The 14,872-nt window shown below is 52.6% G+C and carries 10 protein-coding genes; all 10 read right to left on the bottom strand.

All coding sequences use genetic code 11. The annotated features are described in order from the left end of the window. Positions 1 to 262: 262 nt before the first annotated feature. Positions 263 to 457: a hypothetical protein gene (locus P1P89_19020; protein MDF1593606.1), complete on the bottom strand. Its 195-nt coding sequence runs from the start codon at positions 455 to 457 to the stop codon at positions 263 to 265. Positions 458 to 792: 335 nt separating this feature from the next. Beyond that, positions 793 to 1,173 (bottom strand): PqqD family protein, encoded by a 381-nt coding sequence (locus P1P89_19015; GenBank protein ID MDF1593605.1) that lies wholly within the window; start codon positions 1,171 to 1,173, stop codon positions 793 to 795. Further along, entirely contained in the window at positions 1,166 to 1,957 is a 792-nt protein-coding gene (locus P1P89_19010) for a hypothetical protein (protein MDF1593604.1), read from the bottom strand. The genes P1P89_19015 and P1P89_19010 overlap by 8 nt, the downstream gene beginning before the upstream one ends. Before the next feature lie 449 nt (positions 1,958 to 2,406). Further along, positions 2,407 to 3,024 (bottom strand): hypothetical protein, encoded by a 618-nt coding sequence (locus tag P1P89_19005; GenBank protein MDF1593603.1) that lies wholly within the window; start codon positions 3,022 to 3,024, stop codon positions 2,407 to 2,409. Between the two features lie 201 nt (positions 3,025 to 3,225). Next, positions 3,226 to 5,187 (bottom strand): peptide transporter, encoded by a 1,962-nt coding sequence (locus tag P1P89_19000; protein MDF1593602.1) that lies wholly within the window; start codon positions 5,185 to 5,187, stop codon positions 3,226 to 3,228. Positions 5,188 to 5,425: 238 nt separating this feature from the next. Next, positions 5,426 to 7,465 carry a hypothetical protein gene (locus tag P1P89_18995; protein ID MDF1593601.1) on the bottom strand — a complete coding sequence of 680 codons (2,040 nt, stop codon included), beginning with the start codon at positions 7,463 to 7,465 and terminating at the stop codon, positions 5,426 to 5,428. 216 nt (positions 7,466 to 7,681) lie between these two features. After that, positions 7,682 to 12,580: a M28 family peptidase gene (locus P1P89_18990; protein ID MDF1593600.1), complete on the bottom strand. Its 4,899-nt coding sequence runs from the start codon at positions 12,578 to 12,580 to the stop codon at positions 7,682 to 7,684. A gap of 12 nt (positions 12,581 to 12,592) precedes the next feature. Next, a complete protein-coding gene (locus P1P89_18985) occupies positions 12,593 to 13,339 on the bottom strand; it encodes an ABC transporter ATP-binding protein (GenBank protein MDF1593599.1) in 747 nt (248 codons plus the stop codon). 249 nt (positions 13,340 to 13,588) lie between these two features. After that, complete coding sequence (locus P1P89_18980; GenBank protein MDF1593598.1) at positions 13,589 to 14,275, bottom strand: FtsX-like permease family protein; 687 nt, start codon at positions 14,273 to 14,275, stop codon at positions 13,589 to 13,591. A 267-nt stretch (positions 14,276 to 14,542) separates the two neighbouring features. Beyond that, a partial coding sequence (locus P1P89_18975) for an IS4 family transposase (protein MDF1593597.1) occupies positions 14,543 to 14,872 on the bottom strand: 330 nt, incomplete at its 5' end.

Below are 14,872 nucleotides of genomic sequence, written 5' to 3'. Positions count from 1 at the left end.
CGGCTGCTGCCCGGCAATATTGATCGAGAAGCCGCCGGCATCCCTTCACTATAAGAGCGGTTAATAGGACGCTTACGTTTATCCCTGGGTCAGCCTCGGCCGGTTTACCGGTTATATCTTCAAAGTAAAAACTAAAGGCGTATTAATAAAAGGGTGGAAGAATCACAAAGGATCCATTCTTGTCTGCGGGTTTCCATCTATTTTGGGGTATTTTCTCATCCTGGTTGCATTCACCCTCGAACGGATGAGTTATATTGTTGGTCTAAGGCAGATGTTCCAAATCTTCCATATCCTTATTTGATTCGCTTGATTCTATCCAGATATCCATGTCTGCAGTTGCGCGTGGACAGCCGTGATAGCCGACTGCATACCCTCCGACGAGCAGATACTTAACTCTGTGTAAGTTCAGCAGCCTCAAAAAATCTTTGAAGTCTGGATGTAACTCGATTTCGGCCATACACCATCCTTCGATTTATCTCGATAGCCTCAATTCGCTCAAGAGGTGTTTTTGAAAGCCAATAGTTTTTTTCTTCCTCGATATCATCAAGGGAGGTAACCGTAACTATTTTTTTGTTCAGTTGTGGAAGAATATCCATGCCTATAACCTTTAAAAGCATCGTGATGCTGCTAAGCTTTATACAACATATCCTATTGAAAAAGCAAGGTAAATATACTGTGGGATGGATTCATGTCGGTGGATGATGATTGGTCGCGACCGAACGCCCGCGACACCGGATGAATGGCGTAATAAGGTAAGCTGTAAAATTCTTATCTGCCTTTCCATTTCAGGCCTTACTTTAGTCCGATCAGATCCCGCCTGCCCAGCGCTCTCAGGAATTGCGAAACCGACACTTCGGCCTCTTTCGGGTGCAGACTGTATTTGTCGGCAAACAGTTCGATGACCTGGCGGACGGAACGCTTGCCGTCGAAAAGCTCCCAGACCGATGTGCCCAGTACATCCAGCTGCAGTTTTTTTATTCGGACCTTACTGTCGCTGGGACCTCCCAAACGTCGAATTACCCTGGTAAACCAGGGCTGCTTATAGTCCGGATATGACAACAGAATTTCACCGGATTCAAGGCGTGACTCCTGAACCAGCCCCCCCTTGACCGGTATGCAGGCCATGGCCTGGGCGCGGGTCAACTTAACAGCAGGTTGCTTTTGCCTAAACACATCCAAATCCTTTGCAGATCATACTAAAAACAGGGGGAGGCAAAGGGCGCCGCCCTTGGACCCGAACCGCCAGAATCCGGTTTTGTTCTTCTATGTGCCACATGTGAAGCTGCTGTAAAGATGGTCGTATTTTAAGCCGGTTCGCCAGCCGCGACCATCTGCCGGCAGCCCGGGGAAAGGTCCATTCCACCGTCTGGGGATCTTCACTAAAAACGGGCTCCGGCGCCGATGACGGAAAGGAAGCAACAGACCCGGCGAACCCGACCAAGTCCCTGCCGGCAAGCAGGATCGAGGCCGGCCCCCAGCGGTTTAAAATGACGGTATGCTTTTTTGAGGTAAATTTCAGTTCAAAATATCCGGCTGCAAAGCGATGTCGCCACAATTTAAAATGGGCCGGCATCCTGGCGCGGATATCAAATACCGACCAGAGGATTTGGTCGTCTGGTCGATGATCCTGAAAAGAAGCGAGCAGCTCCAGGGCAAGGGCATTGTTGACAGCGGGGCTGCTCCGGTAAAACTGTATAAGGGTGGCGGTCCCGCAGAACGGGCAGTACAGGGTGGCTCCCATACCGCTGAAGTGAGGACCCTGCCACCTAAAACCGTCTGCTTGAAAAGATTCCAGGGCCTGCTGCCAGTCAGCCGGAAGCGTCCACGGGCGGATGGTTTTTCCCAGGCTCTTTTTATGGCGGCTGGAAAGCTGCTGCAAGTGCCGGGCGTGGGAAAAATTTCCTTTAATCCGGCCCCATTTTATTTCCATTACGGGTGCGGAATCATGTTCCAGCATTAGGTAATGGTTTCCCATTTCGGCTGGAACCCATCCCTCGGGTGCCCTAAAGCGGACTCCGTTCCAGGCGATTTCATGGGAAAGTTTTAAATGGGGTGATGACATTAATACACTTTTACAGTGTCTCGAAAATTCTATGCACGATCTTGGCTGTATAACAGATGCGCAAATCACATGAAATTATCTCAAAAATACGAATATCGAAACCCGAAATCCGAAACAAATCCGAAATTCAAATGACCAAAATTATATGCAAAAGTTAAAGTGCGATCTTCCAGGTCATAATGTTTTGGATTTTGATTTTTGGTCACTTGAATTTGTTTCGAGCTTCGAAATTCGGATTTCGGATTTTCCCGTCAATGACAAGTGGGTTAAACATAATCATTTTGATATCATTTATATTTGCCTGTTTGGATGACAAAAGATATAGAACGGGGCACGAGTAGTTGCTATTTAGGAAGCAGGCGGTCCCAGCGAACCGAGCCGGATTTTTTCTCGGAATGTTGGGGCGGTTTTGCTGTGCGAAGGTCAGGATATTTTTTTTCAAAACAGATGCGCTCTTGTTCAAGGAGGTTGGCCAGGGTGATCTTAACGGCGTTTCCCAACTTTTCTTCTTCATCCTTGGTGTTGTGCTGGAGGATCATACTGATCTGATTGTTTTGGCTGTCGGTAAAGGACCATTTCCAGGCAATCATGATGTGGAAGGGGTCTCCCCGCCATTCCAGCGGTTCGCCAAAGCGGGCTTTATAGTGTTTTAAAAGGGCTTCGTAAAACTTTTTGGTTGAGTCGGCATATTTAAGCTTAATACGGAGGATGCCGCCGGGGACTGCACAATTGCCGTAGCTGATCAGGCCGCTTTTAAATTCATCTACTGCGGTCATCTCAACCTCGGTGAGATACTCCGCATATCGGATGGGCATGGCCGTTTCCATTTTTACCCGGTCTTTATACTCGGAAATATTTGCGCCCAAAACGAAACCGCCGATTTGTGAGGGCGCCTGGGCCGGGCACAGGGTGGGAAAAAGCAAAAGCGGCAGCGCCAAGCTCAGAATGAGTGTTTTTTTCATAAACCACCTTTTTGATTCTTCCAGCTCTCAGCCGGGATAAAGGGGTTCCAGGATTCAACGGGTCAAGGTTTCAAGTTTAAATTTCACTTGAATCCTGGAATCCCAGAACCCTTGAACCCTCAAAAGAGCATCAATTAATTGGAGATAGTGTGTATTTATTATCTTAAAAGAGGGTGGAAGCCAAGGATTTTTTTAACCTACTTAATAGGCCAGACGCCCCAGCGATTTCAGAATCAGGGTAAATCCCATTGCGAGCATGCCGGTTAACCCCATGCCGCAGGAAAATCCCGCCAAAAGGACCGGCGCGTATTGACGCCACATGGCGCCATAGCGCTTTAAAAAGAAAAAGCGTCCCAACAGGGCCCCCAGCACTTCCAGGATCATGCCATGGGGGGTGCTTTGACCCAAACCGCGGACAACGCCGTAAATCAGCAGAATCGGCAGCCCCAGCAGTGACAGCACAAAATAAGAAACAATGCCCAGGCCCATGCCGGCCAGAACATAGGTTGCATTTAATGCCTGATAAAACAAAGAATTTCCTTCCAGCGTCGACGTTTGCATCAGGAGGGTATTCAGGGCCTGAAGATGCCAAAGCTCCTGGGCATAGGGGTAATTGGCGGACGGGATGGGGGCCAGACGCCAGATGAACTGAGAAAAAAGCAGACTGGCGATGATCACCACCGGAAACACCACGATTTCCGCTTTGATAATGCCGCGAATGCTGGTACCGGTCAGTTCGATCTGCCTGAAATTAACCGTGGCCTCTCCGTAATTGTGGATGGGGATGGGGGCATACCAGATTTCAATGCCCTGGTAGCCGAAAAATCTGGCGCCGGCGATAAAGCTGGCTTCGCGAACCAGGGGCAGGCTGACAAACTGGCCGGCAATCCCCTCCATCCGGGCGGTTATGTAAGACACCAGCGGTGTGTAGATAAAGCCGTAGCCCAGGAAAAATATCCAGGGAAAGTTGGGCACCAGCCAGATACACAAGCCGACATAGGACAGGGTTGAAAACACATAAATGCCGATGGATATCCAGAAGTTGAAATCCCCCCTGCCGGCAGGGGGATGAAACAGGTCCTTTAAGCTGCCGCGGCTGCCGGACCCTTTTTCCCCGAACGAGCGCAAGACATGCCAGATACCGATAAAGGCGATTGAAAGACCCAGCCCGATACCGAAGCTCATGTAAAAGTCAAAGTTGTTTGCAAAGACCGTATCCACGGTTTCCATGCCCAGATGCCATCGTTTCAGGACGCCGTGCTGATAAAGGATCGGGTTGGCCACAACCGTTATCACCAGACCGATCAATCCCCCCATGACCGCCCAGAAGGGTAGCACCATACCGATGAACATCAGACCCATATCCAGCTGGATACCGGTGGCAACGGCCGGCAAGATTCCTTCGGTATAGCGGGTCAGTTCCACCCAGGGGATCGGGATGAGCCGAACCGGTTCGGTAAAAAGGAGGCCGGTAACCGAGGGCATCAACACATAAATACCGCCGAATGCGAGGCCGATGACCCCGCCGATGGAAAAAACGCGCCATTTCCAGCTTTTTTGCTTATCTTCAGCCGATTCAGCCAGGGCCATGGTTCCCAGGGCGCCCACCGGCGCCATGGGAAAGGGCAGTTTCTCTACGTCGGATGTGATGCGGTAAAGGGCATATCCCAGGCCGAAATGGTCGACCCGTTGAATAAACTGGGTCCCCGCCAGCAGCAGGATCGGGATCAGCCAGTCCCGGTGAAAAAATGATCGTTCCACCAGCGCCAGCGAACCGGGCTGGGGGGCAACCCAGGTGGGGATATATTCGGTCAGCCCCAGCATGCGGGCTGCGTCGGACTGGACCAGATACTGGTTCCACAGCAGTCCCTGGAACGGAGAGGCCAGTGCCGCCCCGGCCATGAAGTAGAGGATAAAAATTTCCTGCTGTTTGAGTTCCGTATAAGAACGCTTGGCGATTTCGGCAAACAGTATAATGGTCACCCAGCGGGCGGCCGGTCCAATGCCGGTGCCGATAACCAGCTGAAGATACATGCTGCCCGGCATCATCAGAAACCCGATAAAGACGGCGCCCACAATGGCTTTCCAGTCAAAGCCTTCTTCAAAGTGGTCCGGCGTCTTTAATAGATCTCTGTATTCCTGTAATTCTTTGTCTTCGTACATTTAAATAGCTTTCACCCACAGCCGCACGATGGTTATGGGGTTCAGGTCTAAAAACACCATTTATCTGTTGTTGGTTCAAGTAGGCTGAAGACTGAAGGCTGAAGGCTATAAAACCGCGGAAGGCGCGAGTTAAGCCATTCAAGACTTTTTTTGGTTTTTTCGATCTTTAATTCAAAGTTTTTGTGTAATCGCACATGATTACCCTTCAGTCTTCAGCCTAAACCCCTTCAGCCTATTTTTAACTCGGCAAGACCTGATAACTTGCATAATTAAAGAGCCCCACCACGGCCCAAATGCCTCCCATCAGAAAATCACCGATGATCAGGCCGATGAAGAAATATCGGAACCGTTTAAACAAGGCCACTCCGCCATAGCGCATGCAGAGGGCATTTGCCAGCCAGCCGATGAAAAAGCTGAACCACAGAATCCACATGGCGGAACTGTAGGCCGCCAGATAACCGATGGGATGCAGCGGCCACCAGTATACGCGGTGATAGCATATTGCCAGAAAGAGCATGACGACGGCGCCGGCGGCTGCGAAGATCAGGACCCAGCGCCCCGGTTTTACGGGCGTTTCCACCAGGCTGTAGATGTTGTCATAAACCGCCACGGTGGTTCGGGTTGCCCAGTCCAGCTCCAGTTCGCGAATGCCGTATTTATAACAAAGGGCCAGCATGGCAACAAAGGAGACGCCAACGGCCGCTATCAGGGTGATGACAATGCCGCTTAAAATGAGCTTCCGGTTTTGGGCATTATGGGTTGTCTTGCTGGCATGGAGCAGGGACGGCATGAGCGACTCCCGCAGGTCGACAAACAGGACTTTTTGAACAACACCGGCCACAAGGAGACCGACATGGGTAAAAAACTTGGGGCCGAAAAAAGCCAATAAACCGTCGATGGGGGCAACCGTTAGCGTAAAATAAGCGAGCCCGCCCTGACAGATGACCCGCATGGCGACCAGCATGACCATAAAAAATGCGCCGACTACCAGAATGGAAAACAAAAAAGGGAGGCCGAAGTAATAACACCAGCTAACGATGGCAAAGCCGCCGACAACAAACCCCCAGAATGAAAAACGGGTGGAAATCCACTGGGTGTCGGCCGCCATTCCTTTTTCAAAGCCGACGGCCTGGCGGACAATATTCAAAAAATGATGACGTGCCAGCCAGAAAAGATAAAGAAAAAAGACGCCATAGGCGCCGATCATCTGGGTTTCTTCCGGTCGGGACAAGGTCGGCCCGAAAGTAATGCCCAGAGCGGCAGCAGGGATATTATAACCCAAAAGACCCATCAGCCCCATCAGGAGCCCCCCCAGCATGAAAAAAAACCAGAAGGAAAAGGAGATCTGCTTGGAAGTCAGAAAAGCAAAACCGATAAAAGCCGGATAGATATAAATTTTAAGTTTATAAAACCCTGCGAAAAGGCCCTGCTTGGGAAAGTAAGATCCGGCCAGGATCAGGGTGGGGATCTGGGGGACGTCCGGAAAATAGAAGTTCAACCCGTTGATCAGATGCAGGAAAACAGGGACCAGCATGCCGGTCAATAGAAAACGGTTGAAAAAAAAGCGCCCCAGCCCCTTTTCATCCAGCGCTTCTTCCATCAGTTCCGGGACCCGCAGGAGGGGGAAATTCATGCGTTCTTTGTAAAGGGGCTGTCCGCTCAACAGGTTGACAATGCAGAGCATGACAAAATAGCACAGAAAGATAAAGCTCCCCCACACCATCAGCGGCGTCAGCCAGGACTGCCAGGGAATTCCCTGCAGCACCTCCCACCAGCCCATCTGGCGACCGCCGGCCAGGCCGTTATACAAACCGGAAATGGCTTCCTCGCTTTGGGGATACCAGATCCGGGGAAGGAGCGGATGCAGAACCTCACTCCAGCGGTTTTCAGCCGTGGCAAAATAATAGGGGGCGGTCAGGTTGATAAAAAAGGTGCGGACCAGACCGGTATAGGCGATACCCGAAGCCAGGACCATCAGTATCCAGGCAACCAGAAGCTCCCTGCCGGTAAAAAGACCGTGGCCCTTAAAAATTTTGCGGACAATTGCCACCAAAACGGTCAGCCATACCAGCACAAAAAAAGGCGCCAGGGGAAAATGTCCGCCGCCAAGGTGGGTTCCCTGCAGATAAGCATTGTTAAAAGGGGTAATGGCGCAGATGATCACGGCCAGTAAGATCCCCAGCAATATGGCCCGGAATCGTATGCGATAAGTCCCGGCGGCGGTGCCTTCTTCCGCTATGGCGCTTTCGTCGGCAATGGGTCTATTTTCTGCGGTCATTACTTAGTAATCTCATTCGTAAATTCGGTGACGTATTCTGCAAACAGGATTTAATTATATTTCCCTGAAAAAATCCCCCTTGCCCCCTTTGATAAAGGGGGAATTCCGCATCGGCGGGACCCTTCCCTTTCGTAAAGGGAGGTTGCCTGCCTGTGCGTGCCCGCACGCAGACAGGGGAGGGATTTTAAGAGGTTATCGCATCTTGATTTCTCCGGTTCATTTCTCGGGCGCTTCTGTTTTCGTTGGCATGATCAGGCTTTCAAAATAATCACGGGACGCTTCATCCAGCGAGCGCCAGATCAGCAGTTGTTTTCGCAGCGCGTGCAGAAAGGCCTTGTTGATCCGCCGCCAGGCGTTCGCTTCCCCTGATTTGCGCGACAGGCGTATTTTAATTTCAAGAAAACCGGCTTCCCCTTCGGCCGGGCAGAACTGCACTTCGATCTTCTGCATAATGCCGAAATCAAACGGCGCCAGCCACACGTTGGTATGGAGCTGCAGGCAGGCGTCCATAGCGCAGGCGCCGTCGGGGCCGGCCGCATCCGGTTTGGCGGTTGTCGGACTGACCGGGCAGGCAAAATCAAAAAAGATTTCATCGGTGGAAAAAACGCCGTGGGAGACATCCTGATGACTTTTGAAATAATCCAAAAGATAGCCCCCGATACTATTATGCTCTTTGTACTCCATCAGGAAGGGAAGGGTCAGTTCGATGATGTTGTCCTTCGCCTGGGGGAGCGTCCAGGAACGATTGACATCCGGTATGGCGATTTCTGCGGCCACCCGGGAGGGATAGATAACGGAGACCAAGACAACCAGGATGACCAGCAGCATGGCGGCAACACCGGACAGCGAGGAGTAGTTCACCGTGATGCCGGCCCATAGAGACGTTCCGGCAAAAAGATAGGCGCTGGTCTGGGCCAGGAGGTATCCCAGCACCACGCTGAGAACGGCAAACGCCATGGCCTCGGCGATGAATAGAAACGAGACATGCGACGGCGCCAGCCCCACCGATGTGTATATGCCGATTTCCCGTTTTCTTTCGTAAACACTTCCGATCATGGTGTTCAAGACGATAAAGATGGAAATAATGAGAGGTATGGCGATATTGGGAACGCCGCTGTAGCTCATGGCGTCGCTGGCGTTATACAAAAATGTTCCGTCCTTTTCCCCGCTGAAAAGGGTCAGCCCGAAACGGTCGACCATTTCATCCGCCAGCGCCTGAACATCTGCGTTTGCGGTGGGGCGTATAGACAGGGCTTTAAGGTGGCCGCCTGCCGCCAACAGGGGACGGAAAGGGATGATCAGGGTCAGGTCGCCGGAGGTATGCTGGTAGCGGCTTTGAAACGCGCTTATATCGTCGCCCGATTCCACCGCATCCATTTCAACCTCGGTCATTTCAACGGCAGCCTCACTGGGAAACGTCACCGGGGTGAGCGGTTCACCGTCAAGGTCGGCCAGATCCATCAGTTTCGATCCGGAAAATGTTCCCACCACCCTGTAGGGAACGCCCCAGAGCAGAACGCTGTATCCTTCCGGTTTGCGGGGGTCGATGCCTAAGCTGTTCGCTATCCGGTCCGGCAGGAGAATGACCTGGCGTTCGTTTTCGTTGAACCAGCGGCCGCCGATGAGCAGCCCGTCCGCGGCGGTCAGCAGGGTTTCCTGGTGGGACAGGCCCACCAGGCCCTGGGCCTCCTGGATTTTGTCATTAAAGCGAATGGGGATCGGGGTGGACTGGGTCCGGTCTTCGGCTTCCAGCCAGACCCGCGGCAATACGATCCCGCTTTTTTCAAAGGCGTTTGAAAATATACCATAGGTTTCCGGCGGCAGGCTCTGCCAGTTGGTGGATTTAAACAGCAAGCCCTGGTAAGGCGGTTGTTCCTGGTAGCGCAGGCGGGCATGATGCCGCATGGTCTTTACCGAAGTAAAGCTCATGATGGTAAAGGTCAGGATAATCAATGTGGCGCAGGTCAGCAGGGTTCGCAGCCGCCGCCGCCGCAGGTTGCTGACACCCAGGAAAAAAGAAGCCACAAAGGCTTTCCATTGGCTGATTTCTTCGGCCTTGATATGGCGGGCGCGCCGCTGCAGCAGAATCATTTCATCTTCGAACCGGAAAAATATGATGAGCGTCACCATCAGGGACAGCCCCATGATAAAAAAAGCCAGGATGACCACCATGGGACTGTAAGCCAGCTGAAAGGCCGGATGGACTTTATAGATGACCGTAATCAGCAGAATCAGGATGGTCGCAAACGCAATGATTCTTTTATAAATGTCCGAATAGCAGAATAAAAATCGTTCCAGGCAGAATGCGAACGGGACAAAAAGGGCGATATAAAACAAGACGCCGAAGAGGACATCTTTTTGGGTCTTTTCCACGTCATCATATACCCGGCTGGCCAGCGCCCATGACCGGGAAGACAATTCCGCAAAACGGTCGTATAATTTGTCGTCAAGCGCCTTTTCAGCCGCCTGCAGCGCTCCGGTCCCTTCACGCTGGAGGTTGCGGATGCGCTCGTTAAAGATGCCGTGGGTTTCAAGATTGGCCATGCGGGGGGCCAGCAGCATCCACATGTCCCGGGCGATTCTATATTCGGTCAGTTTCAGCAGGGGCCAGTCGTCAACGAGGTAGCCGACACCTTCAGGATGTTTTTCGCTGCCGTTTGTCAGGATCAGTTTGTTCTGGATTACATTATCCGACAGGGTCATTTTGTAATGCGTTCCGCTCTCTAGAAAGACCGAAGCAATCGTGGACGAGCGGGTATCGATCCGGCTCCACCAGTAACGCAGGGGCGGCGCCTCCCGGCTGCCGTCGAGGAGCCGTATTTTCGTCATGTAATGAAAATTGCGCGGTTCCAGCAGGTTGAACATCACGGACTGCCGGCAGCTAAACATCACCAGGTCGGTTTCCATGGCGCGGCGCTGCATCTTAACGCGATAGGCCGACTTGCCGGTTTTTTCCTTGTCGATGGCCCACATGATTCCGCCGGTTTCAGGTTCAAGGCGGTAGCCCTCAAGGATGACCTTGTCCAGCACATGTTTCCTATCCGCGACCCCTTTGAGTTCAAACCTTCCCATGTGGTCAACCATGGCATGGTAGCTGGCGGGGCCCTGAAAGGCGAGGATAATGCTTTCAAGAGCCGGCTGGTCGGCAAACAGCTCGCCATGGCGCAGAAATTTTGCGCGTCCGCTGACCGTTGCAAATCCATTGCGGGGCAGGGTGCCGGCCTGAAGGGCGGGCGCCTGGGCCATGGCGCCGATGAGACCGGAAACCATGGCGCTCTGGCGGGCGGCAAATTCAATATTGACGGTGTCGGGCCGGTCATAAGGGGTTCCCCAATAGTTTCGGGCATCATTGACGGTGGCAAAGGTAACACCCAGGTACCCGGCCAGGGCGCTGATTTCACCGCCCATGGGGGGATTGTCCAGGAAATAGCTTCGCCAGGGCCGGCGGCTGCTGGGCCGAAGGGTATCTTGAAAAAATCCGGGAGACCCAAGGGATTGTTCCAGGTTTACGGCACTTTCCCGCAGGACGCTGTCCAGCGCGCTATAGGCCGATACCCGGTTAATCGTTGGCTTTAACGGGTAAAGCCAGCCGCTGTTAAAGGCGCCGAAACCGTCCCCGTGGCTGGAGAGATGCAGAGAAACCACCGCGCCGATTTCTTTGGTCCTGGCAATGGAGCGAAAATCGCCGGCGCTGTTAAGCTGGTCCCGCTGCTTTTTGGCATCGGCCAGAATCGCCTGCTGGTCTTTGACGGCAAGGGGGACAATTATTTCCAGCTTCAGCCGTTCTTCCGGGGTCAGATTGTTAAAATCGGACCGCCAGCTCAAGCGGCGCAGGACCAACCGCTGCTGGGCCAGCGCCTGGATCGTTTGCTTTTTGCCCTCATCCTGCTCCTGCATCCGCAGCCGCATGAGCATCCGTGAAATCAAATCCACTTCGGTTTTAATCCGTTCGATGACGGCATCCTTTATCGCGCCGTCCAGGGTTTTTTCTGCCGCGTCGGCAGCGACAGGTTCGCCCGGAGAAAATGCTTTAAGCCCCGTGATGACCTTTTGGGTATTCTTAACGATTTCCCTAAAATATTTTTTGCGGTCCCGAATCTCCTTGGAGCGTTCCCATATGCTCCAGATGAGTTCGCGCATACCGGCCAGGGTCTGGGCATGTCCGCCGGTTGCCACCAGCAGGATGGGTCTTTTGGGCGGGTTTTCCTTGAGTGTGCGGGCTAAATCCAGGAGGGTGGCGATGCCGACGGCCTCATCAGCTCCGGGTGAACGTTCGGCGACCAAAGGGGTGCTGTCGTAAAAAGCTTCCACCAGCAGGAGATCTTCGCTGTTTTCGGCGTTGCTGCCGGGGACCAGGCAATAGATGTTTTCAGCGACCGCTTCCTGCCAGAGGATATCCGAGTTCAGGCGAACTACAGGAGCTACCGGGCCGTTTCCGGCAGACTCGAATTGCCCGAAAAGCTCCCGAGCCTTCTGGAGCGGTAACCAGAAACGCGGAAAGGGGATCGGTGAAAATTCCATTTTTTCCCTGAAAAACGTTTTGGAGGTCGGGCCCCGGTCGATATAAATCAAAGCTTTGGCGCCGAAGTTGGCAGCATTTTGCCAGTTTTTGCCGGAGTCGAGTTCCATCAGAACGATGGCCCCTTCCAGCGTCTTGCCGTTAAAGTCGGCCAGGTTGCCGGAACCGACATAGACCAGCGGTCCTGAAAAACCCTGGGGCGGTATGGTGCCGGGGGAAACGGCGTTGCTCCGGATCGGGAAAAGGGGGATGTTCAGATTTTGATCCGCTAAAAAGAGGGTGCTGTTTTGATGCTGAAGAACCGGGACGGAAAACTGATGAACGCCGATTTCCTTAAATCCGAGATCGGAAAACCGTTTATGAATGTATTCAGCGGCAGCCTTGTTGCCCGGGGTCCCGGTGCTTCGATCCCCCAGGGCCGACAGGGACCGAATGTCATCCATAAAACCATTGGGATGCGCTGCCTCCACCCGGGCGCCGGCCGGAAGTGGGGTCAGGAGGGACGCCAGTTGAATAGCACCCAGCAGTATCCCCATCAAAAAGATACGGCGCCGAGTGTTGCGGCGCTGATGGATGAAAGTGAAAACGGTTGACATGTCCTCCGCCTGTTATTTGCGAATATCGATCTGGCCGACCGAAATGGAGAGTTCTTCGCGGCTTTCGATTTTATCGACACGGCCGTCACGTATCCAGACCACGTGATCCGAAACATTCAGCATTTTAAGGTCATGGGTGGCGGATATGACGGTGACGTTTCTTTCCCGGCTGAGCTGTTTGAGCAGCTTGATGATCTCTTCGCCGGTGGTCAGATCCAGGTTGCCGGTGGGTTCGTCCGCCAGGATAATGGCGGGATCGTTGGCCAGGGCACGGGCAACGGCGACCCGCTGCTGCTGGCCGCCGGAAAGTTCAAACGGCTTGTGGCTGAACCGATCCCCGAGCCCTACCAGTTTCAGGAGCTGCAACCCCTTTTCAACGGCCCGGTCGTTATTCATGCCGGCAAATGTCATGGGAAGGGTAACGTTTTCAAGGGCGGTCATCACCGGAATAATATTAAACGTTTGAAAAATATAACCGATTTTGCGGCAACGCAGCCAGGCCAGCTCATAGGCGTCCAGCTGGGCGATGTCGACCTCGTCGATAAAGACCTTGCCGGCGGTGGGTTTGTCAAGACCGCCGATCATGTTGAAAAGGGTGCTTTTGCCTGAACCGGACGGTCCCATTATGGAAATATATTCACCGGCAGCAATCTCAAGGTCGATACCCTTTAGCGCGGTAACGTCTATTTTACCCAGTTTGAATGTTTTGGTGACTCCGGAAACCCGGACAATGTTGCGTGATTCGTTTTTAACTGTCATGAGGATGCCTTGTTATTCCGGCCTTTACGATCTATAAATTAAAAATTTGGCTACTTGTAATTACACAGGCGAATAGGCTAAAGACTGAAGGCTGATTACTCATTCAGGTCTGTACGCTTGATCAGTTCCGATTTGTTTACCATTCTCTACGGACAACGGACAACCCGCAAAGGACATCGAAATTTTCGTTTAACGAATGTGAAGGCTTTCGCCATCGTATAAAAGTAGGTAGCTAACGAGATCTCCCGGTTATTGTTCGACCCGCATGGCTTCCACCGGCTGCATTTTTGCGGCCACCAGAGCCGGATACAGAACGCCCAGAAGGCTCAGCAGGCATCCCACCCCCGTTGCCAGCAGCAGTGAATTAACTACATGGGCCCACGAAATGTTATTCAGCGCTACTGAGCCGAAATGCAGCAGGCCGCTCAGCAGGGCAAACAGGGCCCCCAGCAGACTGCCGGCGCCGGCGCCGGCGATTCCCTGCATGCCGGCTTCCAGCAGAAAAAGGCGCAGAACAAAACGGTCCAGCGCTCCGAGGCATTTCATGGTGCCGATCTCGCGAAATCGCTCCGTAACCGCCATGAGCTGAGCGTTGACGATCCCCACCACGCATACCAGCAGGGATAGAATGACGATCCAGCGCTGCTTGGGGCCGCTTTCAACCCGGGTGTCCCGGGGACCGAGGTCGTATCCGGATTGAATCAGGGCTTGGCGCAGGTTAAAATCCCGGGTGGCCAGCAGGCCGTTGGCCACATCGTTGGTTACGTTCACAAAGCTTAAAAAAGAGACGGCCAGCACCAGGCTCATGGTGGTGATCAGGGATCGAAAAAAGCGGACCTTGATGCTTTTAAATGCAATTTCCACCGACTTCATAAAAGGCAGAACCACCAGCCGGTCGACCCGGTCGGCTGAACGCATTGCTTTGGTGGAATTCATACGTAGTTTCAATTGTTAATTATGCCTGTTTAAAAAGGAACGTCAAGGAAACTGAATCTGGAAAGAACTAAGCTTTACTCAATTTAATTAGCACAAATGAAAAAGCAAGTAAATGATAATACTTCCTATTTGGGGCCTCGGTCATTCATTAAAGAAAGCGCTGGAAAATATTAAATATGAGGAGTATCTTTGGTGCCGAATTCGTTTAAAATCCCCCCTCGCCCCCCTTTACAAAGCTGAGCTTTACCCACACTTGACACAGGGGGGTTAGGGTCCGTTTTTCATTGGAGGAGGATGTTGTTGAGTCAGGATGCCGTATATCTCAGTTGCCGTCTCCAAACGCTGCAGGCCTCGCCAGAGAGTTTGGGTGCCAGGGAAGCCATCACTTTTTCTTCCCAGATGGCCGCCCATAGATCCGATCATGTAGATCGCCTCGCGCAAAGTTGGCGGTTCTTCAGGAGCAATTGGCGTTTTGTTGACATAGCAACACAGCGCTTTCCACTCGATATCTTTGAAGAACACTGTGCAGGGCACCTCTGGTGTCTCTCGGCCCAGCATGGTCAGATGATATATGCGCCAAGCCACGACCATATCAAC

It is taken from the genome of Desulfobacterales bacterium (assembly GCA_029211065.1).
Taxonomy (GTDB): domain Bacteria; phylum Desulfobacterota; class Desulfobacteria; order Desulfobacterales; family JARGFK01; genus JARGFK01.
Note: the sequence above shows the minus strand (reverse complement) of the source record. Positions and strands in the feature narration are given on the sequence as shown.

Coding starts and splice junctions, on each gene's coding strand:
- P1P89_19010 (MDF1593604.1), bottom strand. CDS start 1,957: ATGCTGGAACATGATTCCGCACCCGTAATGGAAATAAAATGGGGCCGG.
- P1P89_19000 (MDF1593602.1), bottom strand. CDS start 5,187: ATGTACGAAGACAAAGAATTACAGGAATACAGAGATCTATTAAAGACG.
- P1P89_18985 (MDF1593599.1), bottom strand. CDS start 13,339: ATGACAGTTAAAAACGAATCACGCAACATTGTCCGGGTTTCCGGAGTC.
- P1P89_18980 (MDF1593598.1), bottom strand. CDS start 14,275: ATGAATTCCACCAAAGCAATGCGTTCAGCCGACCGGGTCGACCGGCTG.
- P1P89_19005 (MDF1593603.1), bottom strand. CDS start 3,024: ATGAAAAAAACACTCATTCTGAGCTTGGCGCTGCCGCTTTTGCTTTTT.
- P1P89_18990 (MDF1593600.1), bottom strand. CDS start 12,580: ATGTCAACCGTTTTCACTTTCATCCATCAGCGCCGCAACACTCGGCGC.
- P1P89_18995 (MDF1593601.1), bottom strand. CDS start 7,465: ATGACCGCAGAAAATAGACCCATTGCCGACGAAAGCGCCATAGCGGAA.
- P1P89_19020 (MDF1593606.1), bottom strand. CDS start 457: ATGGCCGAAATCGAGTTACATCCAGACTTCAAAGATTTTTTGAGGCTG.